Here is a 19,852-nt window from a genome sequence, read left to right as displayed (position 1 = left end):
AGGGCGGAATGATCAGGGACAGGGCGGCGCCCGTGCAGACCAGGCCCGCCGCGAAGGCGCGGGAGTAGCCGTCGGCGACCATGCCGCGAATGATCAGCGGCCCGATCGCCGCCACCGACGCCGGCCCTGAGCCGCTGACCGCTCCCCAGAACAGGCAGACGACGGTGCCGACCAGCCCCATCCCACCCGGAAGACCGCCCACCAGTGTGCGGAAGAAGTTGATCATCTTCTCGGCAATGCCGGTGATACCCATGATGTTGCCGGCGAGGATGAAGAACGGAATGGCCAGCAGCGAGTACTTGGCGATGCCGGAGACGATCAGGTCACCGACCATGTCGAGGCCGAAGCCCATCACGTACATGGCGGCCATCGCGGAGAGCGCCAGGCTGAATGCCACCGGGACACGAATGAGGACCAGCACGAAGAACAGGATGATCATCTGCGTACCGGCTGAGAGGTCTAGCATGAGGCGTCTCCCGGCCGTCGGAATTCGGCGATGGCCAGCTCGAGCTGGCGGATCATCAGCATGAGGAACCCCAGCGGCACGATCAGCGTGTAGTACCACTGCGGTATCTGCAGCGCGCTGGAAACGACGCCGCTGGTGAATTGGTGGCTCAGCAGCGTCACCGTGAACAGCGTGCATAGCGCCAGGGTCGCAATGATCAACAGCGTCGACAGGACGACCAGAGCCCGCTTAAAGGAAGCGGGAACGAGGTCGTAGAACACCGTGACCGCGAGGTGCTGTCCTTTCTTCGCGGCGATCGCCGCGCCGAAGACCGTCAGCAGCACCATGCCGTTGATGATCAGCTCCTGGGTCGATGCCAGCGAGTAGTTGGTGAGATTACGTACCGCGACATTGATGAAGCCCAGTAGCGTCATGCAGAGAAACACGCAGCCGCAGATGACTTCCTCGAGATGGCGCCAGACTGATCGCATGATGTTCCACCCTCGTTCTGCCTGGACACCCGGCTACTGGCTGTCCGCTTCGCCGACCGACTGCTCGAAGGTCTGCACCAGATCCTCACCCACGCGCGCTGCCCACTGGTCGTAGACGTCGCTGGTAGCATCCCGGAAGGCCTGAAGCTGATCTTCATCCAGCGTGGTGATCTCCATGCCGTTCTGCTTCAGTGTGTCCACCCCGGTGCTCGTCTGCTCGCGGGCCAGGTTTCGCTGGTAGGCCATCGCCTGCTGGGCGGCGTCTCGTACCAGGGACTGCGTGTCGGCGTCCCAGCTGTTCCAGAGTCGTTCGCTGACGCCGACGAAGATCGGGTCGTAGGAGTAGTGCCACTCGGTGAGGTAGTCCTGCACCTCGTAGAGGCGCTGCGGCACGATGATCGATCCCACCGGGTTCTCCTGCCCATCGACCACGCCCTGCTGGAGCGCCGAAAAGGTTTCGGTCCACTGGATCTGTTGCGGGTTGGCGCCCAGCGCGTCGAACACATCGATATACATCGGTCCGGCGACGCGGATCTTCATGCCGCGCAGATCGTCGGGCGAGGATACCGGCTTGACGCTGTTGGTCAGCTCGCGGAAACCGTTCTCGCCCCAGGCGAGAATCTCGATACCTTTATCCCGGGCGATATCCTTCACGGCATCGCCCGGCTCGCCCTGGATGGCGCGATCCACCTGTTCGTAGTCGGTGAACAGATAGGGGAGCGAGAACACCGCCATCTCCGGAATCAGCGGGGTGACATTGATGGCCGAGGTGATGACGAAATCGATGTCCCCACGCCCCACCATCTCCGACTGCTTCATCTGGTCGCCGCCGGAGAGCACGGCATTGGGGAAGATGCGCACGCCGATGTCGCCATCGGAAGCCTGTGCCAGCAGCTCGTTGAATTTCTCTGCGCCTTTTTGCCAGGACGTGGCATCGGAAGTGTTGTGCGTCAGGCGATAGGTCTCCGCCTGAGCCAAGTTGGATGATAGCGCCAAGCACAGTGCGACTGCCGTCGGGATTATCGAGAGCTTCATCGTCGTTCGCCTTTAATGTTCCGCAAAGTGGAATTTTATTTCTTGTTGAGCGAAGAGTGACTGACGCCACCTGTCTGCGAAATTGGACGATGGTTGTAAATAGCGTCCAGTTATTTCCAGTTTTTCACTTCATTCGGCGTCATGACACGCTTGTTTCCCCGATGGACAGGGGCGTTGTTATCGACGTTTCGGCATTGCATGGCGCTACGACGTGGGCTTTCTTTGTTCCATAAAATGGAATGTAGTTAATATGTCGTATTGCTGAGGTGGGTGTGGGTTCACGATGCTCCGGGAGTCGGTCATGACTCGGCACCCACTTTCGAAGGATCAGGAGATCGTTATGCCAGTATTCAGACAGGCTTGGATCGTTGCGTTGGGTTGCGCCACTCTCGTGGCGTCGGCAGCAGTCAGTGCCGAAACGCTCAGGCTGTCCAGTGAAACCAGTGACTCCACCAGCCGCAATATGGGCGCCGAGCGTTTTGCGCAGCTAGTCGATGAGGCGACCAACGGTGACATGCAGGTTCGTGTATTCGGCAATGCGGTGCTGTCTGGCGGCGATCAATTGCGCCAGGCGGAAATGGTGGGGCGTGGGGACATCGACTTCGTGCTCTCGACCGCTATATCGGTGTCGCCGTTGATACCGGAAATGGCGGTCTTCTCCCTGCCTTACCTGTATCGCAACTACGACGAGGTCGATGCCACGCTCGAGGGCGAGCCGGCTCGTCGGATGGAGCAGATCATGGCAGAGCATGGTCTGGTCGTGCTCGGCTGGGGGGAGAGCGGTTTCCGCGAGCTGACCAACAGCGTCAAGCCGGTATCCTCGCCCGACGATCTGCGCGGCATGAAGGTTCGCGTTGCCGGTCCGATGTTCATCGACGTCATGGATGAGCTGGGTGCCAACCCGCAGCAGATCCAGTGGACCGAAACCTTCTCGGCGCTGCAGCAGGGTGTGGTCGATGGGCAGGAGAATCCTGTCGGCGCCATCATCGTGCCACAGCGGATTTACGAGGTTCAGACTTACCTGACCGACTGGCACTACTCATACGATCCCGCCTTCCTTGCCGTCAGTCGGGCGAAATGGGAGTCCTGGAGTCCCGATATGCAGACGACTATGCGCCAGGCCGCCGAGGAGGCGATGGCGTATCAGAAATCACTCACTCGCGAACAGACCGAGTCCGGATACGACATCCTTGTCGAGCATGGCATGAAGGTCACGCGGCTGGAGGATGCCGAGCTGGCGGCTTTTCAGCAGGCCACGCGCCAGACGTTCGATTCCTGGTCCCGGAAGGTTGGCCCTGAGCTGGTCGAAAGTTTCGAGCAAACCATAGCTGGGGTGCGTGACGCTGAATGACTCGGCATCGGGCATCGAGCCGGCCGTCATGTCCATCGGCCGGTGCACAACAGTTGCGAGGAGGCGAACATGAAGGCGTTGCTGAATGACAGGCGCGTTATGGTTGTGGGGGCCGGCTCCTGTGGTGAGGGCTGGGGGAATGGCAAGGCAGCGGCTGTGGCCTACGCCCGTGAAGGTGCTCGCGTGATCGCCGTGGATCGCGACCTGGAGGCGGCGCGCGCAACCCAGGCCTTGATTCAGGCCGAAGGGGGATTCTGCGAAACGGTAGCGGCAGACGTGAGCCGAACCGATGACATCATTGCAATGGTCGAGGCCGCGATGGGGCATCTGGGGGGTATCGATGTGCTGCACAACAACGTGGGCATTGCCATCACGGGAGGTCCCGAGGAGACGTCGGAGGAGGAGTGGGAGCGTGTCTTGCGAATCAATCAGACCAGCGTTTTTCTGATCTGCAAGCACGTACTGCCGATCATGCGCCGGCAAGGCGCGGGAAGCATCGTGAATATCTCCTCGATTGCCGCGCTGCGCTGGATCGGTTTCGCCTACTCGGCCTACACCACCTCCAAGGCGGCGATCGTCGCCTTCACCGAGAATCTGGCGGCTCAGTATGCTGCCGACGGCATCCGCGCCAACTGCATACTGCCTGGGCTCATGAACACGCCAATGATCCATGCGCCATTGACGGCGGCCTACGGTGGTGATGCCGAGGCGATGATCGAGAAGCGCAATCGCCAATGTCCCATGGGGTTCATGGGGGATGCCTGGGACGTTGCCAACGCCTCGCTGTTTCTCGCCTCCGACATGGCACGATATGTCACCGGCGTCAGCCTGAATGTCGACGGAGGGTTCTCGCTGCGCGCCGCCGTCGGATGAGCCGGACAGTCCGGCTCACCTGGTCATCTGGGCTTTTCGGATCTTCGCCTCGAGGGCCTGGGCTTCCTTTACCAGGCGCGGGCCCAGCTCGCGCTGGCGATCCGGTTGCATGCGGCTCTCGATGGCGGCAACCGAGAGAGAGCCCAGCACCCGGCCGTGACAATCACGCACCGCGGCACCGATTCCCCACGAGCCGGAAACCACCGAGCCGCGGTTGATGCCGTAACCCAGTGCGCGGCACTCGGCAATGCGGGGGCGATGATCCTCGCGCTGATCGTTGGGGAAGCGCGCAGCGCACTCCTCCGCGTTGGCCTCCAGGCACTGCTCGATCTCGTCGTCGTCCATGGCGGCGAGCATGGCGATGCCGCCGCCGCCGACCCCGAGTGGTAGCCGCGTGCCCGGTTGCAGCACATGCGTCTTGATCGGATAGCTGCCGTCCTCGCGGATCAGGCAGATCGAATGCCATTCGCTGCGCAGCGAAAAGAAGGCGCTGTCTCCAGTGTCGGCGGCGATTCGTGCCACCGGCGTCGAGGCGATCTGGCTCAGTCCATAGCGCTGGTTGGCGATCACGCCCAGTGCATAGCACTCCGGGCCGAGAAAGTACCCCTCCTCGTCGCTTCTCTCGACCATGCCTTCGGCCATGAGCGCTTGAAGCAGGCGATGTACGGTGGGTTTGGAGAGTGTCGTCTGCTGGGTGATGTAGGCGAGCGATACCCCTTTGCCCAGTTGTCCGGCGATGGCGCGAAGCACTTGCATGGTGCGATAGGTGGACTGAGCCCCCTGAATATGGCCTGAACTCATCACGTTGGTCCTCGTGTTCCATAATGTGGCCTAATTATTTGGTCGATATCATCGATTTTTATGTTGAAGGCCTGATAGTCGGCGAATAACTTGAAATAAAGCCGATTTGTTTATTCCATTTTATGGAATCAGGAGAAAACATGTCAACTCGAGCGCGGATAGTCGGTTGGTCGCATCTTCCCTTCGGGAAACGTACCGAGCCGGACACGGAAGCGATGATCGGCCAGGTCGTGAAGGACGTTCTGCAGCATGGAGGCGTGCCGGCAGCCGATGTCGACGCCATCTACCTGGGGGTCATGAACAACGGATTCTCCAAACAGGATTTCCAGGCCGCCCTGGTGGCGATGGCGGACGACGAGCTCATGCACACGCCGGCGACACGGCTCGAGAACGCTTGCGCCACCGGCTCCGCCGCCCTGCATGCGGGGCTGGATTTCATCGAATCCGGCCGTGGCAGAATCGCCCTGGTGGTAGGGGCGGAGAAAATGACGTCACTGCCGACCTCGGAGGTCGGCGACGTCCTGCTGGGTGCCAGCTATCGCAAGGAAGAGATGACCGCAGGCGGCTTTCCTGGTGTCTTCGCGAGCATCGCGGATGAGTATTTTCGTCGCTACGGCGACCGGCGCGAGGAACTGGCGCTCATCGCTGCCAAGAACCACCGCAACGGCGTTGCCAATCCTTTCGCCCATGTGCGCAAGGATCTGGGGTTCGAGTTCTGCCATACCGTCAGCGACAACAATCCCATCGTGGCCGATCCGTTGCGCCGTACCGATTGTTCGCTGGTCTCCGACGGTGCCGCGGCGATCCTGCTCGCCGACGAGGAGACGGCGCTGACGCTGGAGCGGGCCATCGCTTTCCGTTCCCGGGTTCAGAAAAACGACATCATGGCCTTGAGTCGCCGTGATCCCCTGGCGTTTACCGGTGCGGCCGGCGCCTGGCGCGCGGCATTGGAGAGTGCCCGGATTACCCTCGATGACCTCGATGTCGTGGAAACCCATGACTGTTTCACGATCGCCGAATTGATCGAGTACGAAGCCATGGGGCTGACGGCTCCCGGTGAAGGCCATCGTGCCATTCGCGAGGGCTGGACTTACAAGGATGGCCGGCTGCCGGTCAACCCTTCCGGCGGGCTCAAGGCCAAGGGCCATCCCGTGGGGGCTACCGGCGTCTCGATGCACGTGATGGCCTGCATGCAGCTGATGGGTGAGGCCGGCGACATGCAAATCCCCGGTGCCAATCTGGCCGGCGTGTTCAACATGGGCGGAGCCGCCGTGGCGAACTACGTCAGCGTCATGGAGCGCAGCCGATGAGCGGGGCGGTACGACAGCCGGCAGGCGGCATCGTGCCGGTCAGCAAGCGAGTGATGAACCTCGCCAACTTCCTGAGCCAGGCGATGCGGCGATATCCCGATGCGCCGGCCTTGGCGATGGGCGAAGCCTCTCTGTCATGGCGCGAGCTGGATCGGCGCGTCAGCGCGCTGGCGCTGGCGCTGAAAGCACGGGGCCTGGGCAAAGGAGATCGATTGCTGGTCCATAGCCGTAACGGTTTCGAGATGGTGGAGACCCAACTGGCGGCGTTTCGGCTGGGGGCGGTGTGGGCACCGGCGAACTTTCGGATCTCCCCCGGCGAGGCCCAGTGGCTTGCCGAATTGACCGAAGCCAGGATCCTTGTCATCGGGGCGGAATTCGAGCGCCACTACGAGGCCATTCGCGACATCGGCCCGGGTCTCACCTTTACCGTAAGAATTGGGGAGGGGACGTTCGGCGATGCCGCATACGACGACTTCCTGCGCGAGTACGAGGGTCAGGCGTGCGCCAACGCCGACGTGGAGCACGATGACCCCTGCTGGTTCTTCTTCACCTCGGGCACGACGGGAAAATCTAAGGCGGCGGTGCTGACGCATGGCCAGATGGGGTTCATCACCACCAATCACCTCTGCGATCTCATGCCCGGCACGGATCAGGCGACCGATGCCAGTCTGGTCGTGGCACCGCTGTCCCACGGCTCGGGAATACACTACCTCACCCAACTGGCGCGTGGGGTCAAGACCGTGTTGCCCACGGCCAGTGGCTTCGATGGCGACGAGATCTGGCGTCTGATCGAGACGCATCGCATCACCAACCTGTTCACCGTGCCGACCATCGTCAAGATGCTGGTCGAGGATCCCGCCTGCGAGCGCTACGACCATTCATCGCTGCGCTACGTCATCTATGCCGGCGCGCCGATGTATCGCGCCGATCAGAAACGGGCGCTCGAGCGGCTCGGCAAGGTGCTGGTGCAGTATTACGGCCTGGGCGAGGTCACTGGAAACATCACCGTGCTGCCACCGAGCCTCCATAGCGCCGATGACGGCGGCTTCAAGATCGGCACCTGCGGCTACGACAGAACCGCCATGCAGGTTTCCGTGCAGGATGACGAAGGGCGTGAACTGCCACCCCATGAAACGGGGGAGATCTGTGTCTGTGGCCTCGGTGTCTTCGCCGGCTACTACGCCAATCCGGAAGCCAATGCGAAGTCGTTCCGCCATGGCTGGTTCCGTACCGGCGACCTGGGGCATCTCGATGAAGAGGGATTTCTCTATATCACCGGGCGCGCTTCCGACATGTTCATTTCGGGGGGCTCCAACATCTATCCGCGGGAGATCGAGGAGAAGATGCTGACCCATCCCGGGATTCGGGAAGTGGCGATCGTCGGGATGCCGGACGAGCAGTGGGGGGAGGTCGGCGTCGCGGCGGTGGTGCCGTCCGAGGGTAGCCAACTGGACGTGGAAGCGCTGCAGGCTTGGGTCAAGGAGCGAGTCTCGAGCTACAAGGTGCCGCGCCGTTATCACCTCTTCGAGGCGTTGCCGAAATCCAACTACGGCAAGATCACCAAGAAGATCATCCGGCAAGCCATCGAGGATCGGGAGGCACGCTCATGAGCCCCACGCTGCAGTCCGGTTATCACCGGCCCCGCATGCTGCGCCATGTCGGTCGCTTCAGTCCGGTGCGGATCCAGAGCATGCACTATCAAAGCGGCCGTCATATCCGGCTGCTGCTCCAGCCTGGGCGCTCGCTCTACGACGCGCTGGTCCGGCCGTTGCAGGCCATCGGCGTCACCAGCGCATCGACCACCATCCTGGGTGGCCACTTCGATCATCTCGAGTACTGCGTCGCGCCTCCCGACCCGAGCGGCAAGGCCGTCATCGCCTACTCCAGCCCCATCGACGCGGGGGCGTCGTTCATGGTGTTCGGCAATGCCACCCTGGGCAAGGACATGGAAGGGCGGCCCCTGGTCCATTGCCACGCTTCCGTTCGCGTCGAGGACGGCAGCGTCAAGGGCGGCCATATCGTGCCTCAGGCATCGATCATCGGCGCCACGCCGATTTCCGTGCTGCTCACGGCGCTCGAAGGGTTCGAGCTGCGCCAGGCGTTCGACGACGAGACCAACATTCCCTTGTTGAAGCCGTTCAAGGAGTCGTGACATGTCGACTACGGAGACGACGCGAGTCGTGATCACAGAATCGGGGCGGATGGGGCGCGTGGCCTACGCCCGCATTGCGCCGAACGAGGACCTCGTCCAGGGCGTCGAGAAGATGTGCCTGGCCGAGGGGTTCCGGAACGCCTTCGTGCGAGGCGGACTGGGGAGTCTGGTCGACGCCAGCCTGGGCACGCGCGATGGTGGCTATCAGCAGATATCCGGTCCGGCGGTGGAGGTGGTCAGTATCGCCGGTGAGGTCCGCTCCGGAGCCGACGGCGTTCCCGTCGCCTCGCTGGCGGGTATCGTCGCGGACACCGACGGCAACGTCTACGGCGGGCCCTTCCTGGCCGGCTGGAATCCCGTCTGCATGACCTTCGAGGTGACGCTGGAGGAGTGGATACCCGACGGTGAAGAGCCGGCTTGAGTGTCAGGGGCGGGTCGCGAATCGAAAGCTCACGAGGATGGCGCTATGCAAGACGCAGTGGTGGTGACCGGAGGGGCCTCCGGTATCGGTTTGGCCGTGGCAAGAACGTTGAAGACGCGGGGATTGGCGGTATGCCTCATCGATCGCTCCGAAGCCGGCCTGGCGGAAGCCTGCGCCGGGCTGGACGCACCATCGTGCGATGGCGTCGCGTGCGACGTCACCGACGAGGCGGCCATCGAAGCGGCCATCGCGGCCTTGTCCGAGCGCTACCGACTGGTCGGCGTCGTCAATTGCGCCGGTATCGGCATCGACAAGTCGACCATCGAAACGGGCGTCGAGGAGTTCCGCAGGATACTCGACGTCAACGTGGTCGGATCCTTCGTGGTATCGCGCGAGCTGGCCCGCTACTGGACGACGCGAGGGCTCGCCGGGAGCATCGTCAATATTTCGTCGGTCTCGGGCCTCTGCGGCAACAAGGGGCGCAGCGCCTATGGCGCCTCCAAGGCCGGGCAGGATGCGCTGACCCGCGTGATGGCGTGCGAATTGGGCTCGCGGGGGATCCGCGTCAACTCCGTGGCCCCCGGGCCGATAGACACCCCGCTGGCGCGCGCCATCCATACCGACGAAGTGCGCGACCAGTGGCATCAGCGCGTCTCCCTGAATCGATACGGCCAGCCCGATGAAGTCGCCAATGCGGTGGCGTTCCTGCTCTCCGACGAGGCTTCCTACGTCACTGGGCAGGTCCTGGCCGTCGATGGCGGGTTCGTCACCGCGGGGTTAAGAGCCTAGCTGTACCGAAGCCGGGCCGGTTCCAGCACCGCCGCCGGCTCTCCTTTCCTGGACATGGGGTGACGGCCCTTCATCACGACATCACTCCTGCAGCGTCGCCTCGACCAGCTTCCGCATCGCCTGCTGGAGCGGTTCGACGGCGGGGCAGTCGGCGACGCCGTGGCGCTGGGCGATCCACGCCGGGTCGTTGTAGCCGAGCCAGGTCTGGCCATCCGCATCCTGCCAGACCAGCGCCTTCATTGGCAGGTCGATCCCGGCGGTCGGAGCGCACTGCATCAGCGGCGTGCCACCCTTGGGATCGCCGAAGATGATCACTTCGTTGGGCAGCAGCGCCATGCTGCGAGACATCGCGCCCTGGCGGTGATCGACCCGGGCGAATACGGTCATGCCGCTGGTGCGCGCCTGTTCGGCGAAGCGGATGGCGGTTTCGTGCACGCCGGCGTCGCTCCTGGCGACGATCATGCCGGGAACGGATGGCGTCGTCTCCTGTGCGGATTCGGCCGGCGGTGTCGACTGCGCCGATACGCCGGCGGTGAAACCCAGCAGGCCGGCGGTGATCAGCGCGAGGCGCAGTTGGCGGAAGAACGGTCGGGGCATGTGTCGTCTCCGGGTCGAGGATGTCGTTCGGTGGTGTCGCTCGAGAATGTCGCTCGAGCATGCGTGTTCAGCGTGTCGATCAGTGATGCGCCACACCCTGGTCCCCGGTCAGCGCCGCTTCGGCCAGATCGACCTCGCGGACCAGCTTGCGCAGAACATTGTCGTTGATACGGTCGCGCTGGCGCAGCTTGTAGTACTGGCGCCGCTCGGCGCGCAGCGCCTCCAGGCGGGTGTCGCGCTCCAACTGGCGGGAGGTGGCGAGCTGCGGCGTGGCGGTGTCGGCGGAGTGCAGGTTCAGACGCTCCCGGTAGTAGCTCATCAACTGGGAGCTGATGTCGTTGAACGCCATGATCGTCTCGTCGTTGGTCTTGTTGCGGGCGAACTCGCCGGTGCGATCGTGATGGTAGCGTTCGATGCGGTAGATGGCGGCCTCGGCACCGGCGATGCGCGCCTTGCGCTCCTCCTCGAATTCATGGGTGTCGTTGGGGAGTTTGAGGTTTCGCAGTACCAGCGGCAAGCCGATGCTGCCGGTGATCAGCGTGAACAGGATCACGCCGGTCGCCAGGAAGATCATCAACTCCCGCGCCGGGAAGTCGGTGCCGTCGTTCATCAGGTGCGGCAGTGACAGCGCCGCCGCCAGGGTGATCGTGCCGCGGATACCGGCCAGCGTCGCCGCCAGCATCAGCTTCACCGGAATCTGCCCGGTGCTTGCCGGCGGGGGGAGGCGCGGCTGACGCTTGATGAAGCCCATCACTCTCGACAGCCCCCGCCCGATGGCGCTGGCGAGCCAGATCCAGATGAAGCGCGAGGCGAGCAGGGCGATCGAGATCGCCGCCACGTAGCCCAGCAGGCGCAGGAATTCGTAGTCGCCGATATCGTGCAGCGAATGGTCCAGCGCCCCGCTGATGATCGCCGGCAGCTGGAACCCCAGCAGCAAAAAGACCAGCGCGTTGAGGACGAATTCGAGCATCTCCCACACCGCCTGGGTCTGCATGCGGGTGTGGAGCTGGCCGACGCGCTTGATGTCGGCACGATTCATCACCATGCCCGCGGCCACGGCGGAGAGGATGCCGGACATGCCGAGATGTTCGGCCAGCAGGTAGGCGGCGAAGGGGAGCAGCAGCACCAGCAGGATGACCTGGACCGTGGTGGCCTCGCCCAGATGGCGTTCGATCAGCCGCGTGCGCAGGACATTGAAGCCGAAGGCCAGCAGCCCGCCCACCACCAGGCCGCCGATCGAGATCAGCAGGAAGCTCCCGGCCGCGTCGGTCAGCGAGAAGGTGCCGGTCAGCGCCGCCGCGACGGCGAACTTGAACGCCACCAGGCCGGAGGCGTCGTTCATCAACGACTCCCCCTCGAGGATTCGCATCAAGCGCGGCGGCACCGGCAGGCGGCCGGAGATCGACGATACCGCCACCGCATCGGTGGGGGAGAGGATCGCCGCCAGGGCAAAGCAGATCGCCAGCGGCAGCGCCGGGAACAGGAGATGGATGAAGTAGCCGACCCCGACCACCGTGAACAGCACCAGCCCCAGCGCCAGGGCCAGGATCGGCCCGCGCAGGATCATGAACTCGCGCTGGGGGAAGCGCCGGGCATCGGAAAACAGCAGTGGCGCGATGAACAGCAGCAGGAATATCTCCGGCTCGAGCTCGACGTGCAGGCCCGACGCCGGCCATGCCAGCAGGGCGCCGAGAAATATCTGTACCAGCGGTGTCGGGAGGGCGGGAACGAACCGGGTAACGACCCCGGTCGCCGAGGCAACCAGCAGCAGAATCAGAACCAGAAATAGCGTATTCATCGACCCCGATCGACCGGTAGAAATTCGTCAGCCGAAGAGCTTAGCGGAAGTCGAATGCTTTAGGGCGCCGTGCGACAAAATTTTCTGGCGATGCATTGGGCGGGATCGGGATGAGCTGTCTATGCTGTTGTCGATGGGCGGCCCTGGGGTCCTGACAACGCCGGCTGCCCGATCACTCCGTGACGAAACGCTTGTCCCGCTGGCTCGCGACGCAGCCGGCGATCATCGACGATGTACGCGCTCCCGTGATCCTGTCTCCCAGGTCATCGCTTCGTTGCGCGGCATCATCGCTCGAGACGACGAGCCGCGGCGAGGCGCAGTGACGCGCCTGACACCCGCGGCTCTCCAAATTCAGATGAGGAGCCGGCATGATGGACGATTCCGCGCATTCCCCCCACCCCTCCGACGAGACCGTCAGGCTCGATTTCACGCTCAATGGCGAGCCCCGCACGATCGAGGTCGCGCCCAATGCGGTACTGCTCGATGTGCTGCGCGAGCAGCTCGGGCTCGGCGGCACCAAGAAGGGCTGCGATCACGGCCAGTGCGGCGCCTGCACCGTGCATGTCGATGGCCAGGCGATGAACTCGTGTCTGCGCCTCGCCGTGATGTGTGAAGGCCAGCAGGTGACCACGGTGGAAGGGCTCGCCCGCGACGGCGAACTCCATCCCGTGCAGCAGAATTTCCTCGAGTGCGACGCCTACCAGTGCGGTTACTGCACGCCGGGGCAGATGATGTCCGCCACCGCCTTGCTCGCGGACGAGCGCATCGGCACCGACGACGCCTCCGTGAAAGAGGCGATGAGCGGCAATATCTGCCGCTGCGGGGCCTACAAGAACATCGTCGAAGCGATCCAGAAATCTCGCGCGCAGTTGGGCCACGATGCCGCGCGCAAGGAGGGAGCGGCATGAGAACCTTCGCCTACTCCCGCGCCGATAGCGTCGATCATGCCGCTCATAGAACGATGCCCGACGCGGCCTTCGTCGCCGGTGGCACCACGCTGCTGGACCTGATCAAGCTCGACGTACTGAAGCCGGAAAACGTGGTCGACATCAACGCGCTGCCGCTCAAGCGGGTCGAGCGGCTCGACGACGGCCGGCTCAGGATCGGGGCGCTGGTCACCAATACCGACCTGGCCCACCATCCCGAGGTCAAGTCGCACTATCCGGTGCTCTCCGAAGCGCTGCTGGCGGGGGCCTCGACCCAGCTGCGCAACATGGCGACCACCGCCGGCAACGTGATGCAGCGCACCCGCTGCCCCTACTATCGCGACCCGGCGGCCAGGTGCAATCGGCGCGAGCCGGGCAGCGGCTGCGACGCCATGGACGGCATCAACCGCATGCATGCCGTGCTCGGCGGCAGCGACGCCTGTATCGCCGTGCATCCGTCGGACATGTGCGTCGGTATCGCCGCCATCGGCGCAACGTTGACGCTGCAGGGGCCCGACGGTGAACGGGAGGTCGACTTCGCCGACTTCCACCGCCTGCCGGGCGACACGCCGCACATCGAGCATGATCTGGCAAATGGTGAACTGATCACCGCGATCACCCTGGACGCACCGCTGGAAAACGCCCGTTCGCACTACCTGAAGCTGCGTGACCGCGCTTCCTACGAGTTCGCGCTTGCCTCCTGCGCCGCCCAGGTGGTGCTCGACGGCGACACGATTCGGGAAGCGCGCCTCGCGCTCGGCGGGGTCGCTACCAAACCGTGGCGCTGCAGCGATGCCGAGGCGGCGCTGGTCGGCCAGAGCGCCGACAAGGCGAGCTTCGAGCGCGCCGCCGACATCGCCCTGAAGGATGCCCAGGCGCGTGAGCACAACGGCTACAAGATTCCCCTGGCGCGTCAGGCGATCGTGCGCGCGCTGCGCAACGCGGCCCGTGGCGAGACGCCGGCGAGCGAGACACAGGAGAGCCAGGCATGAACGACATGACCCAACCCGACTTCGACAAGCCCCGCGTCGTCGGCCAGCGCACCCCGCGCATCGACGGCGAATTCAAGCTCACCGGCCGCGCCGGCTACACCGGCGAACTCCACGTCGACGGCATGCTCTACGGCTACCCGGTGCCGGCCACCATCGCCAACGGCGTGCTCGAATCCCTCGATCTCGACGCCGCCCGCGCGATGCCGGGCGTGGTGGACATCTTCCACCATGGCCACTTCGAGGCGCTGCACCGCTCGCCCAACTCCATGGCCCATGGCGACATGGTCAACGAGGTGCGCCTGCCGTTCGAGGATGAGCGCATCTACTACCACGGCCAGTACGTGGCACTGGTCGTCGCCGAGACCTTCGAGCAGGCGCGGGCCGCGGCCCAGCGCGTGGTTGCCCGTTATCGGGAAGAGCGCGGCGCCGTCGTCGGGCTGCTGCAGACCGATGCCGAGGGCACGCTGCAGGAGAGTGCCGGCAGCTCCCGGGGCGACCCGGAAGCGGCATTCGGCGGCGCCGAGGTCAAGGTCGACTCGACCTACCACATCGCCGCCGAAAGCCACCTGCAGATGGAGATGCACGCCACCCTCGCCGAGTGGCGCGACGCGGGCAAGCGCCTGGTGGTGCACGAATCGACCCAGGGCGTCTTCTTCCAGCGCAACGCCATGGCGCGGGTCTTCGGGCTCGCCCAGGAGAACCTCGAGGTGATCTCCCACTACATCGGCTCCGGATTCGGCAACAAGCTGTTCATGTGGCCCCACTCGGTCGCCACCGCCGTGGCGGCGCGGATGACCGGCCGCCCGGTGAAGGTCGTGCTGCCGCGCCAGCAGGACATGACCGGCGGTGGCAATCGGCCCGCCTCGCGTCAGCGCATCCGCCTGGGTGCCGATCGCAGCGGCAAGCTCACCTCGGTGATCCACGACAGCACCACCGAGACCTCGCTGGTGCACCAGTACGTCGATACCTGCGGCAGCGCCACGCCGAGCTTCTACGCCTGCGACAACGTCTCGACCAGCCAGCGCGTGCTCGAGGTGAATCACGGCACGCCGTGCCCGATGCGAGCACCGGGCGAGGTCTCGGGCATCTTCGCGCTGGAGACCGCCATGGACGAGCTGGCGGTGGAGCTGGGGATGGATCCGGTGGAGCTGCGGTTGAAGAACAACGCCGAGCAGGACCCGGCGAGCGGTCTACCGTGGTCGAGCAAGCATCTCGACGAGTGCCTGACCAGCGCCGCCAGGCGCTTCGGCTGGGAGCAGCGCAACCCGGCCATCGGCTCGATGCGCGACGGTGACGAGATCATCGGCTACGGCATGGCCTCCTGCACCTGGTCCGCCGGGCGTCAGCCCTGCGAGGCGCGGGTCGAGCTGCGCGCCGACGGCTCGCTGTTCGCCGCCTGCGGCACCCAGGACATCGGTACCGGTACCTACACCATCGTCGCCCAGGCCGTCGCCGAACTCACCGGCGCCGAGCTCTCGCGAATCGAGGTCAAGCTGGGCGAGACCAGCCTGCCGGCGGGGCCGCTCTCCGGTGGCTCCATGGCGACGGCGACGGTGCTGCCCGCCGTGGCGGCGGCGGCGCGCGACGCGCTGGATGCGCTCAAGGAAGTGGCAGTCGGCAGCGGCGGGGCATTCGAAGGCAGCGACGCCGATTCGCTCTCCGCACAAGCGGGTGGACTCACCGACGGCAAGCGCCGCGTGAGCTTCGAGGAGATCCTCGGGACCAGCAAGCTTTCGAGCGTCAACGGTCAGGGCAGCGCCGCCCCCGGCAGCGAGCGCAGCGAGTACGCTTTCCGCTCCTTCGGCGCCCACTTCGTCGAGGTCCGTATCGATCCGGAAATCTCTCGAGTGCGCGTGGCGCGGGTGGTCTCCTCGATCGACATCGGCCGGGCGATCAACCCGCCGACGGCGCGCAACCAGGTCGAGGGCGGCATCGTCATGGGGGTCGGCATGGGCCTGCTCGAGAAGCTCGACTACGACCCGCGGGATGCGCGTCTCATCAACGCCAACGTGGCCGACTACATCGTCCCGACGCACGCCGATGCGCCGGAGATCGACGTCGAGCTGCTCGACTACCCGGACTTCAAGCACAACGAGTTCGGCGGTCGTGGCGTTGGCGAGATCGGGTTGACCGGCGTTGCGCCGGCGATCTCCAACGCGCTCTACCACGCCACCGGCAAGCGCCATCGTGACTTGCCGATCACCATCGAGGCGCTACTGGCCTCGTCGTGAGGGGCGGCCCTGGACGCCATGCAGGAAAAGGTCGACACAGCGTGTCACCCGATCCTCGATCGCCGCCCGGGAGGGCGGCGACTCCAGTTGCAGTACGCGAATGAGATGCCACTCGCCCAGCAACATGCCGAGAAAGGCGCCGGCGAGTTCGACGGTATCGCACGCCGGCATCAGTTGCCTCTGCACCTGGCGCTCGAAGTAGTCCGCCAGGGCGAGCCGGACACGACCGGGGCCGCCATCGAAGAACAGCCGGGCCAGTTGCGACTGGCGGGGGCTCTCGGCTACCACTTCGCGGTAGATGCCCAGGGTTTCCTCGTCCATGACCTTGACCAGCAGCTCGATGCCGAGACGCTGCAGCGCCGCCTCGATGGTCAGTTCGTCGACACCGTCGTCGGTCAGCGTGCCGTAGATATGATGGGAACGGCGTTCGATCATGGCCTGGAACAGGCCTTCCTTGTTGCCGAAGTGGCGATAGAGAGTGGAGAGCGAGCCGCCGGCGCGACCGACGATGTCGTTGACGCTGACCTGCCCGTAGCCGCGCTCGAGAAACAGTTGCTGTGCCGCGTCGAGCAGTGCGTCCCGACGCTGACGGCCCCGCTCGGTCGTCGGGGGGGAATCTTTGGGAAGTGACGGCGACATGGCTTTCTCTCGTGTCGGCAACGCCGGATTTTTCGATACGACGCGGTGGCGTTTTCAATAAGATAGTGTAGTCTACACTACACATTGAATGGGCGCGCACTTCTGGCAGGAAAATAGGCTCGGCATGAAGATCAAAAAGAAACTCTACACGGCAGTCGTGATACTGGTCGCGCTGGCGGTGGCGCTCGTCTTCGCGTGGCACTGGTGGCAGACCGGACGCTTCTTCATCGAGACCGACAACGCCTACGTGCACACCGATAGCGTCGCGGTGCGTGCGGAGATCAGCGCGCGCGTGACCGAAGTGGCGGTGGACGACAACCAGCGGGTGAAGCAGGGCGACCTGCTGGTTCAGCTCGACGATCGGGATACTCGCAGCCAGTTGGCCCAGGCCCAGGCGCAACTGGCCGTCAGCTCGGCCAACGTGACCCAGGCGCAGCGTCAGGTCGAGCTCGATCGGGCCAGTATCGACGAAGCCCAGGCCCAGGTGACCGCAGCCCAGTCCGACGTCGCCCAGGCGCGCCAGCATCTCGAACGCTCGCAGTCGCTGGCGGCGAACAACTACGCCTCGCGCCAGCAGTTGCAGGACGATCAGGCGTCGCTGCGGGTCGCCCAGGCGACGCTGGCGGCGCGCCAGGCGAGCGTCGAGTCGGCCAAACGGCGGCTGTCGGCCGACCAGGCCTCCATCGACAGCGCCAAGGCCAACCGGGACGCCGCCGAAGCGGACATCGAATACAACCAGAGCCAGCTCGCCAAGACGCATATCGTCGCCCGGCGCGACGGCGTCATCGGCAATCTGACCGTCGAGCCCGGCGATCTCGCCCAGCCGTCGCTCACCCTGATGCAACTGGTCCCGGTCTCCAGCGCCTACGTGGTCGCCAACTACAAGGAGACCGAGATCGAGCGCATGCGCGTGGGCCAGCCGGTGACACTGGCGGTGGATGCCTACCCGGATATCGACTTCACCGGCAAGGTCGACAGCGTGGCGCCGGCCACCGGCACCCAGTTCAGCCTGCTGCCCCAGGACAACGCCACCGGCAACTTCAACAAGATCGTCCAGCGCGTGCCGGTCAAGATCCGGGTCACCGGGCCCAAGGACCAGCTTTGGCGGCTGCAGTCCGGTCTCTCGGTGGTGCCTTCGGTGGATACCCGCGAGGTCGATGGCCAGGCGATCTACTTCGATCCCGGCCCCGACCTGGACGACGGGCCGCAGTCGTGACGCTGCCACGTGAGTGCATGGCATGAGTGAAGTGGCGGCACCAGGCGGCGCCGGCCCCCAGGAGATGCCGTCCTGGCACTACCGCTTCGGTTTCATCGCGGCGGTGTTCGGCATGTTCATGGCGATCCTGGACATCCAGATCGTCGCCAGCTCGCTGAACGAGATCCAGGCCGGCGTCTCGGCCTCGAGCGACGAGATATCCTGGATCCAGACCTCCTACCTGGTCGCCGAGATCATCATGATCCCGCTCTCCGGCGTGCTGATGCGCTGGCTGTCGACGCGGGTGGCTTTCGTCATCTCCTGTGCCGGTTTCACTTTGGCCAGCCTCGGCTGTGCGCTGGCCAACAGTATCGAACAGCTGATCGTGCTGCGCGCCATCCAGGGCTTCATGGGGGGCGCGATGATCCCGATCACCCAGGCAATCAGCTTCTCGCTGTTCCCGCGTCGCGCCATGGGGGCCGTCCAGGGTGTGATCGGCATGGTAGTGACCATGGCGCCGTCGATCGGGCCCACCGTGGGGGGCTATGTCACCGAACTGTTCAGCTGGCACTGGCTGTTCCTGGCCAACGTGGTGCCGGGAATCCTGGTCACGCTGGCGGCGTGGCGCTTCCTCGATATCGACGAAGGCGATGCGAGCGTGGCCAAGCGGCTCGACTTTCGCGGCCTGATCCTGATCGCGCTGTTTCTCGGCAGCCTCGAGTTCGTGCTCGAGGAGGGGCCCGGTGACGACTGGTTCGCCAGCGAGCTGATCGTGTGGATGACGCTGCTCTGCGTCGCTTCCTGCATCGGCTTCTTCTGGCGGGTTTTCACCTACCATTCGCCGATCGTGGATCTCCACGCCTTCCGCAATCTCAATTTCTCGATCGGCACGGGACTCGTGTTCGTGGTGGGGATCGCGATGTACGGCCTGGTCTACCTGATGCCGCTGTTCCTGGGCGGGGTCAGAGGGTACTCGAGCCTGCAGATCGGCGAGGTGATGTTCGTCACCGGCGTGGCGATGTTCTTCACCGCCCCGATCGTGGGGCGTCTGACCAACTCGGTGGACCTGCGGGTACTGCTGTTCTTCGGCCTGACGCTGATCGGCATCGGGACGGCGATGAACAACAACCTGACCAGCGAGTCGGGCTTCTGGGAGTTCTTCTGGCCGCAGATCGTGCGCGGCGTTGGCATGATCCTGTGCATCATCCCGGCTTCGCGGATCGCGCTGGGCACGCTGCCGCCGCAGGAGCTGGGCAACGCCGCCGGACTCTTCAGCGTGATGCGCAACCTCGGCGGCGCGGTGGGCCTGGCGATGCTCGACACCGTGCGCGACTGGCGCGAGGACTATCACTGGAACCAGCTGATCCCTGCGCTCAACGAGGGGCGAGTTGTGGTTCAGCAGCAGATCGAAAACTACCAGGCGATGCTGATCGGCCATGTCGCCGATCCTTACCACAGCGCGGTGGCTCTGCTCGGTCAGCGCTTCGGCATCCAGGCCCAGGTGCTCGCCTACAACGACATCTTCCTGTGGCTGGGCTGCATCTACCTGCTGTGCGTGCCGCTGGTGTTCCTGCTCAAGAAGATCGAGCATTGAGCCGGCTGCGCCGGAGCCGCACCTGAGCTTCGCTCGGAGCTGTAAGCGAAAAGCTGGAAGAGCGGCACTTCGTGCCTGGAAGAGGAAAGTCGGAAGAAAAAGCCAGATCAAAGACGAAAACCGGTTGCTTTGTTTTATGGTGATGGTTTGGTCTTCCGTCTTCCGTCTTCCGTCTTCCGTCTTCCGTCTTCCGTCTTCCGTCTTCCGTCTTC

19 protein-coding genes are annotated in these 19,852 nt (G+C 64.5%); 12 read left to right on the top strand and 7 right to left on the bottom strand.

Features of this window, described 5'->3' with window-relative positions; genetic code table 11:
* The 3 genes from Q0602_RS01165 to Q0602_RS01155 form a co-directional block, all read right to left on the bottom strand.
* On the bottom strand, positions 1-466 hold a 466-nt coding region (locus Q0602_RS01165; RefSeq protein WP_298837694.1), incomplete at its 3' end, for a TRAP transporter large permease subunit.
* On the bottom strand, positions 460-936 hold the full coding sequence (locus Q0602_RS01160; protein ID WP_149434180.1) for a TRAP transporter small permease: 477 nt from the start codon (positions 934-936) through the stop codon (positions 460-462). The genes Q0602_RS01160 and Q0602_RS01165, both read right to left, overlap by 7 nt.
* Before the next feature lie 33 nt (positions 937-969).
* Positions 970-1,971: a DctP family TRAP transporter solute-binding subunit gene (locus tag Q0602_RS01155; protein WP_149434181.1), complete on the bottom strand. Its 1,002-nt coding sequence runs from the start codon at positions 1,969-1,971 to the stop codon at positions 970-972.
* Between the two features lie 340 nt (positions 1,972-2,311).
* Here Q0602_RS01155 and Q0602_RS01150 point away from each other — a divergent pair, with 340 nt between their 5' ends.
* Together Q0602_RS01150 and Q0602_RS01145 are read left to right on the top strand one after the other, a co-directional pair.
* A complete protein-coding gene (locus Q0602_RS01150) occupies positions 2,312-3,322 on the top strand; it encodes a DctP family TRAP transporter solute-binding subunit (RefSeq protein ID WP_298837687.1) in 1,011 nt (336 codons plus the stop codon).
* A gap of 69 nt (positions 3,323-3,391) precedes the next feature.
* Positions 3,392-4,195, top strand: coding sequence for an SDR family NAD(P)-dependent oxidoreductase (locus Q0602_RS01145; RefSeq protein ID WP_149434183.1), 804 nt, complete (start codon positions 3,392-3,394; stop codon positions 4,193-4,195).
* 15 nt (positions 4,196-4,210) lie between these two features.
* On the opposite strand, the gene Q0602_RS01140 is transcribed toward Q0602_RS01145, so the two are convergent.
* Entirely contained in the window at positions 4,211-4,996 is a 786-nt protein-coding gene (locus Q0602_RS01140; protein ID WP_295040449.1) for an IclR family transcriptional regulator, read from the bottom strand.
* 140 nt (positions 4,997-5,136) lie between these two features.
* Here Q0602_RS01140 and Q0602_RS01135 point away from each other — a divergent pair, with 140 nt between their 5' ends.
* The 5 genes from Q0602_RS01135 to Q0602_RS01115 are packed head-to-tail and all read left to right on the top strand — an operon-like array spanning position 5,137 to position 9,668.
* Entirely contained in the window at positions 5,137-6,306 is a 1,170-nt protein-coding gene (locus tag Q0602_RS01135) for an acetyl-CoA acetyltransferase (protein ID WP_298837676.1), read from the top strand.
* Positions 6,303-7,916 (top strand): acyl-CoA synthetase, encoded by a 1,614-nt coding sequence (locus Q0602_RS01130; RefSeq protein WP_298837673.1) that lies wholly within the window; start codon positions 6,303-6,305, stop codon positions 7,914-7,916. The genes Q0602_RS01135 and Q0602_RS01130 overlap by 4 nt, the downstream gene beginning before the upstream one ends.
* Positions 7,913-8,458, top strand: a complete 546-nt coding sequence (locus Q0602_RS01125) for a PPC domain-containing DNA-binding protein (protein WP_298837669.1) — start codon at positions 7,913-7,915, stop codon at positions 8,456-8,458. The genes Q0602_RS01130 and Q0602_RS01125 overlap by 4 nt, the downstream gene beginning before the upstream one ends.
* A 1-nt stretch (position 8,459) precedes the next feature.
* The gene (locus Q0602_RS01120; protein ID WP_149434188.1) at positions 8,460-8,879 is read left to right on the top strand and encodes a PPC domain-containing DNA-binding protein; all 420 of its coding nucleotides are present in this window, start codon (positions 8,460-8,462) and stop codon (positions 8,877-8,879) included.
* 45 nt (positions 8,880-8,924) lie between these two features.
* The gene (locus Q0602_RS01115; RefSeq protein ID WP_298837665.1) at positions 8,925-9,668 is read left to right on the top strand and encodes an SDR family NAD(P)-dependent oxidoreductase; all 744 of its coding nucleotides are present in this window, start codon (positions 8,925-8,927) and stop codon (positions 9,666-9,668) included.
* Positions 9,669-9,749: 81 nt separating this feature from the next.
* Here the strand turns inward: Q0602_RS01115 and Q0602_RS01110 are convergent, their stop codons facing one another.
* Positions 9,750-10,265: a DUF302 domain-containing protein gene (locus Q0602_RS01110; protein WP_298837662.1), complete on the bottom strand. Its 516-nt coding sequence runs from the start codon at positions 10,263-10,265 to the stop codon at positions 9,750-9,752.
* A 79-nt stretch (positions 10,266-10,344) separates the two neighbouring features.
* A complete protein-coding gene (locus tag Q0602_RS01105; protein ID WP_298837657.1) occupies positions 10,345-12,063 on the bottom strand; it encodes a Na+/H+ antiporter in 1,719 nt (572 codons plus the stop codon).
* A 368-nt stretch (positions 12,064-12,431) separates the two neighbouring features.
* Between Q0602_RS01105 and Q0602_RS01100 the strand changes: the two genes are divergently transcribed.
* Genes Q0602_RS01100 through Q0602_RS01090 form a run of 3 tightly spaced genes read left to right on the top strand, consistent with a single transcriptional unit; the run spans position 12,432 to position 16,212 of the window.
* Positions 12,432-12,971, top strand: a complete 540-nt coding sequence (locus Q0602_RS01100) for a (2Fe-2S)-binding protein (protein ID WP_295039877.1) — start codon at positions 12,432-12,434, stop codon at positions 12,969-12,971.
* The gene (locus Q0602_RS01095; protein ID WP_298837653.1) at positions 12,968-13,981 is read left to right on the top strand and encodes a xanthine dehydrogenase family protein subunit M; all 1,014 of its coding nucleotides are present in this window, start codon (positions 12,968-12,970) and stop codon (positions 13,979-13,981) included. Before Q0602_RS01100 ends, Q0602_RS01095 begins: the two co-directional genes overlap by 4 nt.
* Positions 13,978-16,212, top strand: a complete 2,235-nt coding sequence (locus tag Q0602_RS01090) for a xanthine dehydrogenase family protein molybdopterin-binding subunit (protein WP_298837650.1) — start codon at positions 13,978-13,980, stop codon at positions 16,210-16,212. The genes Q0602_RS01095 and Q0602_RS01090 overlap by 4 nt, the downstream gene beginning before the upstream one ends.
* Here Q0602_RS01090 and Q0602_RS01085 read toward each other — a convergent pair.
* Entirely contained in the window at positions 16,195-16,851 is a 657-nt protein-coding gene (locus Q0602_RS01085) for a TetR/AcrR family transcriptional regulator (RefSeq protein ID WP_298837646.1), read from the bottom strand. The genes Q0602_RS01090 and Q0602_RS01085 overlap by 18 nt on opposite strands.
* Before the next feature lie 124 nt (positions 16,852-16,975).
* Here Q0602_RS01085 and Q0602_RS01080 point away from each other — a divergent pair, with 124 nt between their 5' ends.
* Positions 16,976-18,067 (top strand): HlyD family secretion protein, encoded by a 1,092-nt coding sequence (locus Q0602_RS01080; protein ID WP_298837643.1) that lies wholly within the window; start codon positions 16,976-16,978, stop codon positions 18,065-18,067.
* A gap of 22 nt (positions 18,068-18,089) precedes the next feature.
* Complete coding sequence (locus tag Q0602_RS01075; protein ID WP_298837640.1) at positions 18,090-19,640, top strand: DHA2 family efflux MFS transporter permease subunit; 1,551 nt, start codon at positions 18,090-18,092, stop codon at positions 19,638-19,640.
* The last annotated feature ends 212 nt before the right edge of the window (positions 19,641-19,852 follow it).

The organism is uncultured Salinicola sp. (assembly GCF_937921195.1).
Taxonomy (GTDB): Bacteria; Pseudomonadota; Gammaproteobacteria; order Pseudomonadales; family Halomonadaceae; genus Salinicola.
This window is presented reverse-complemented; position numbering and strand designations above follow the sequence as displayed.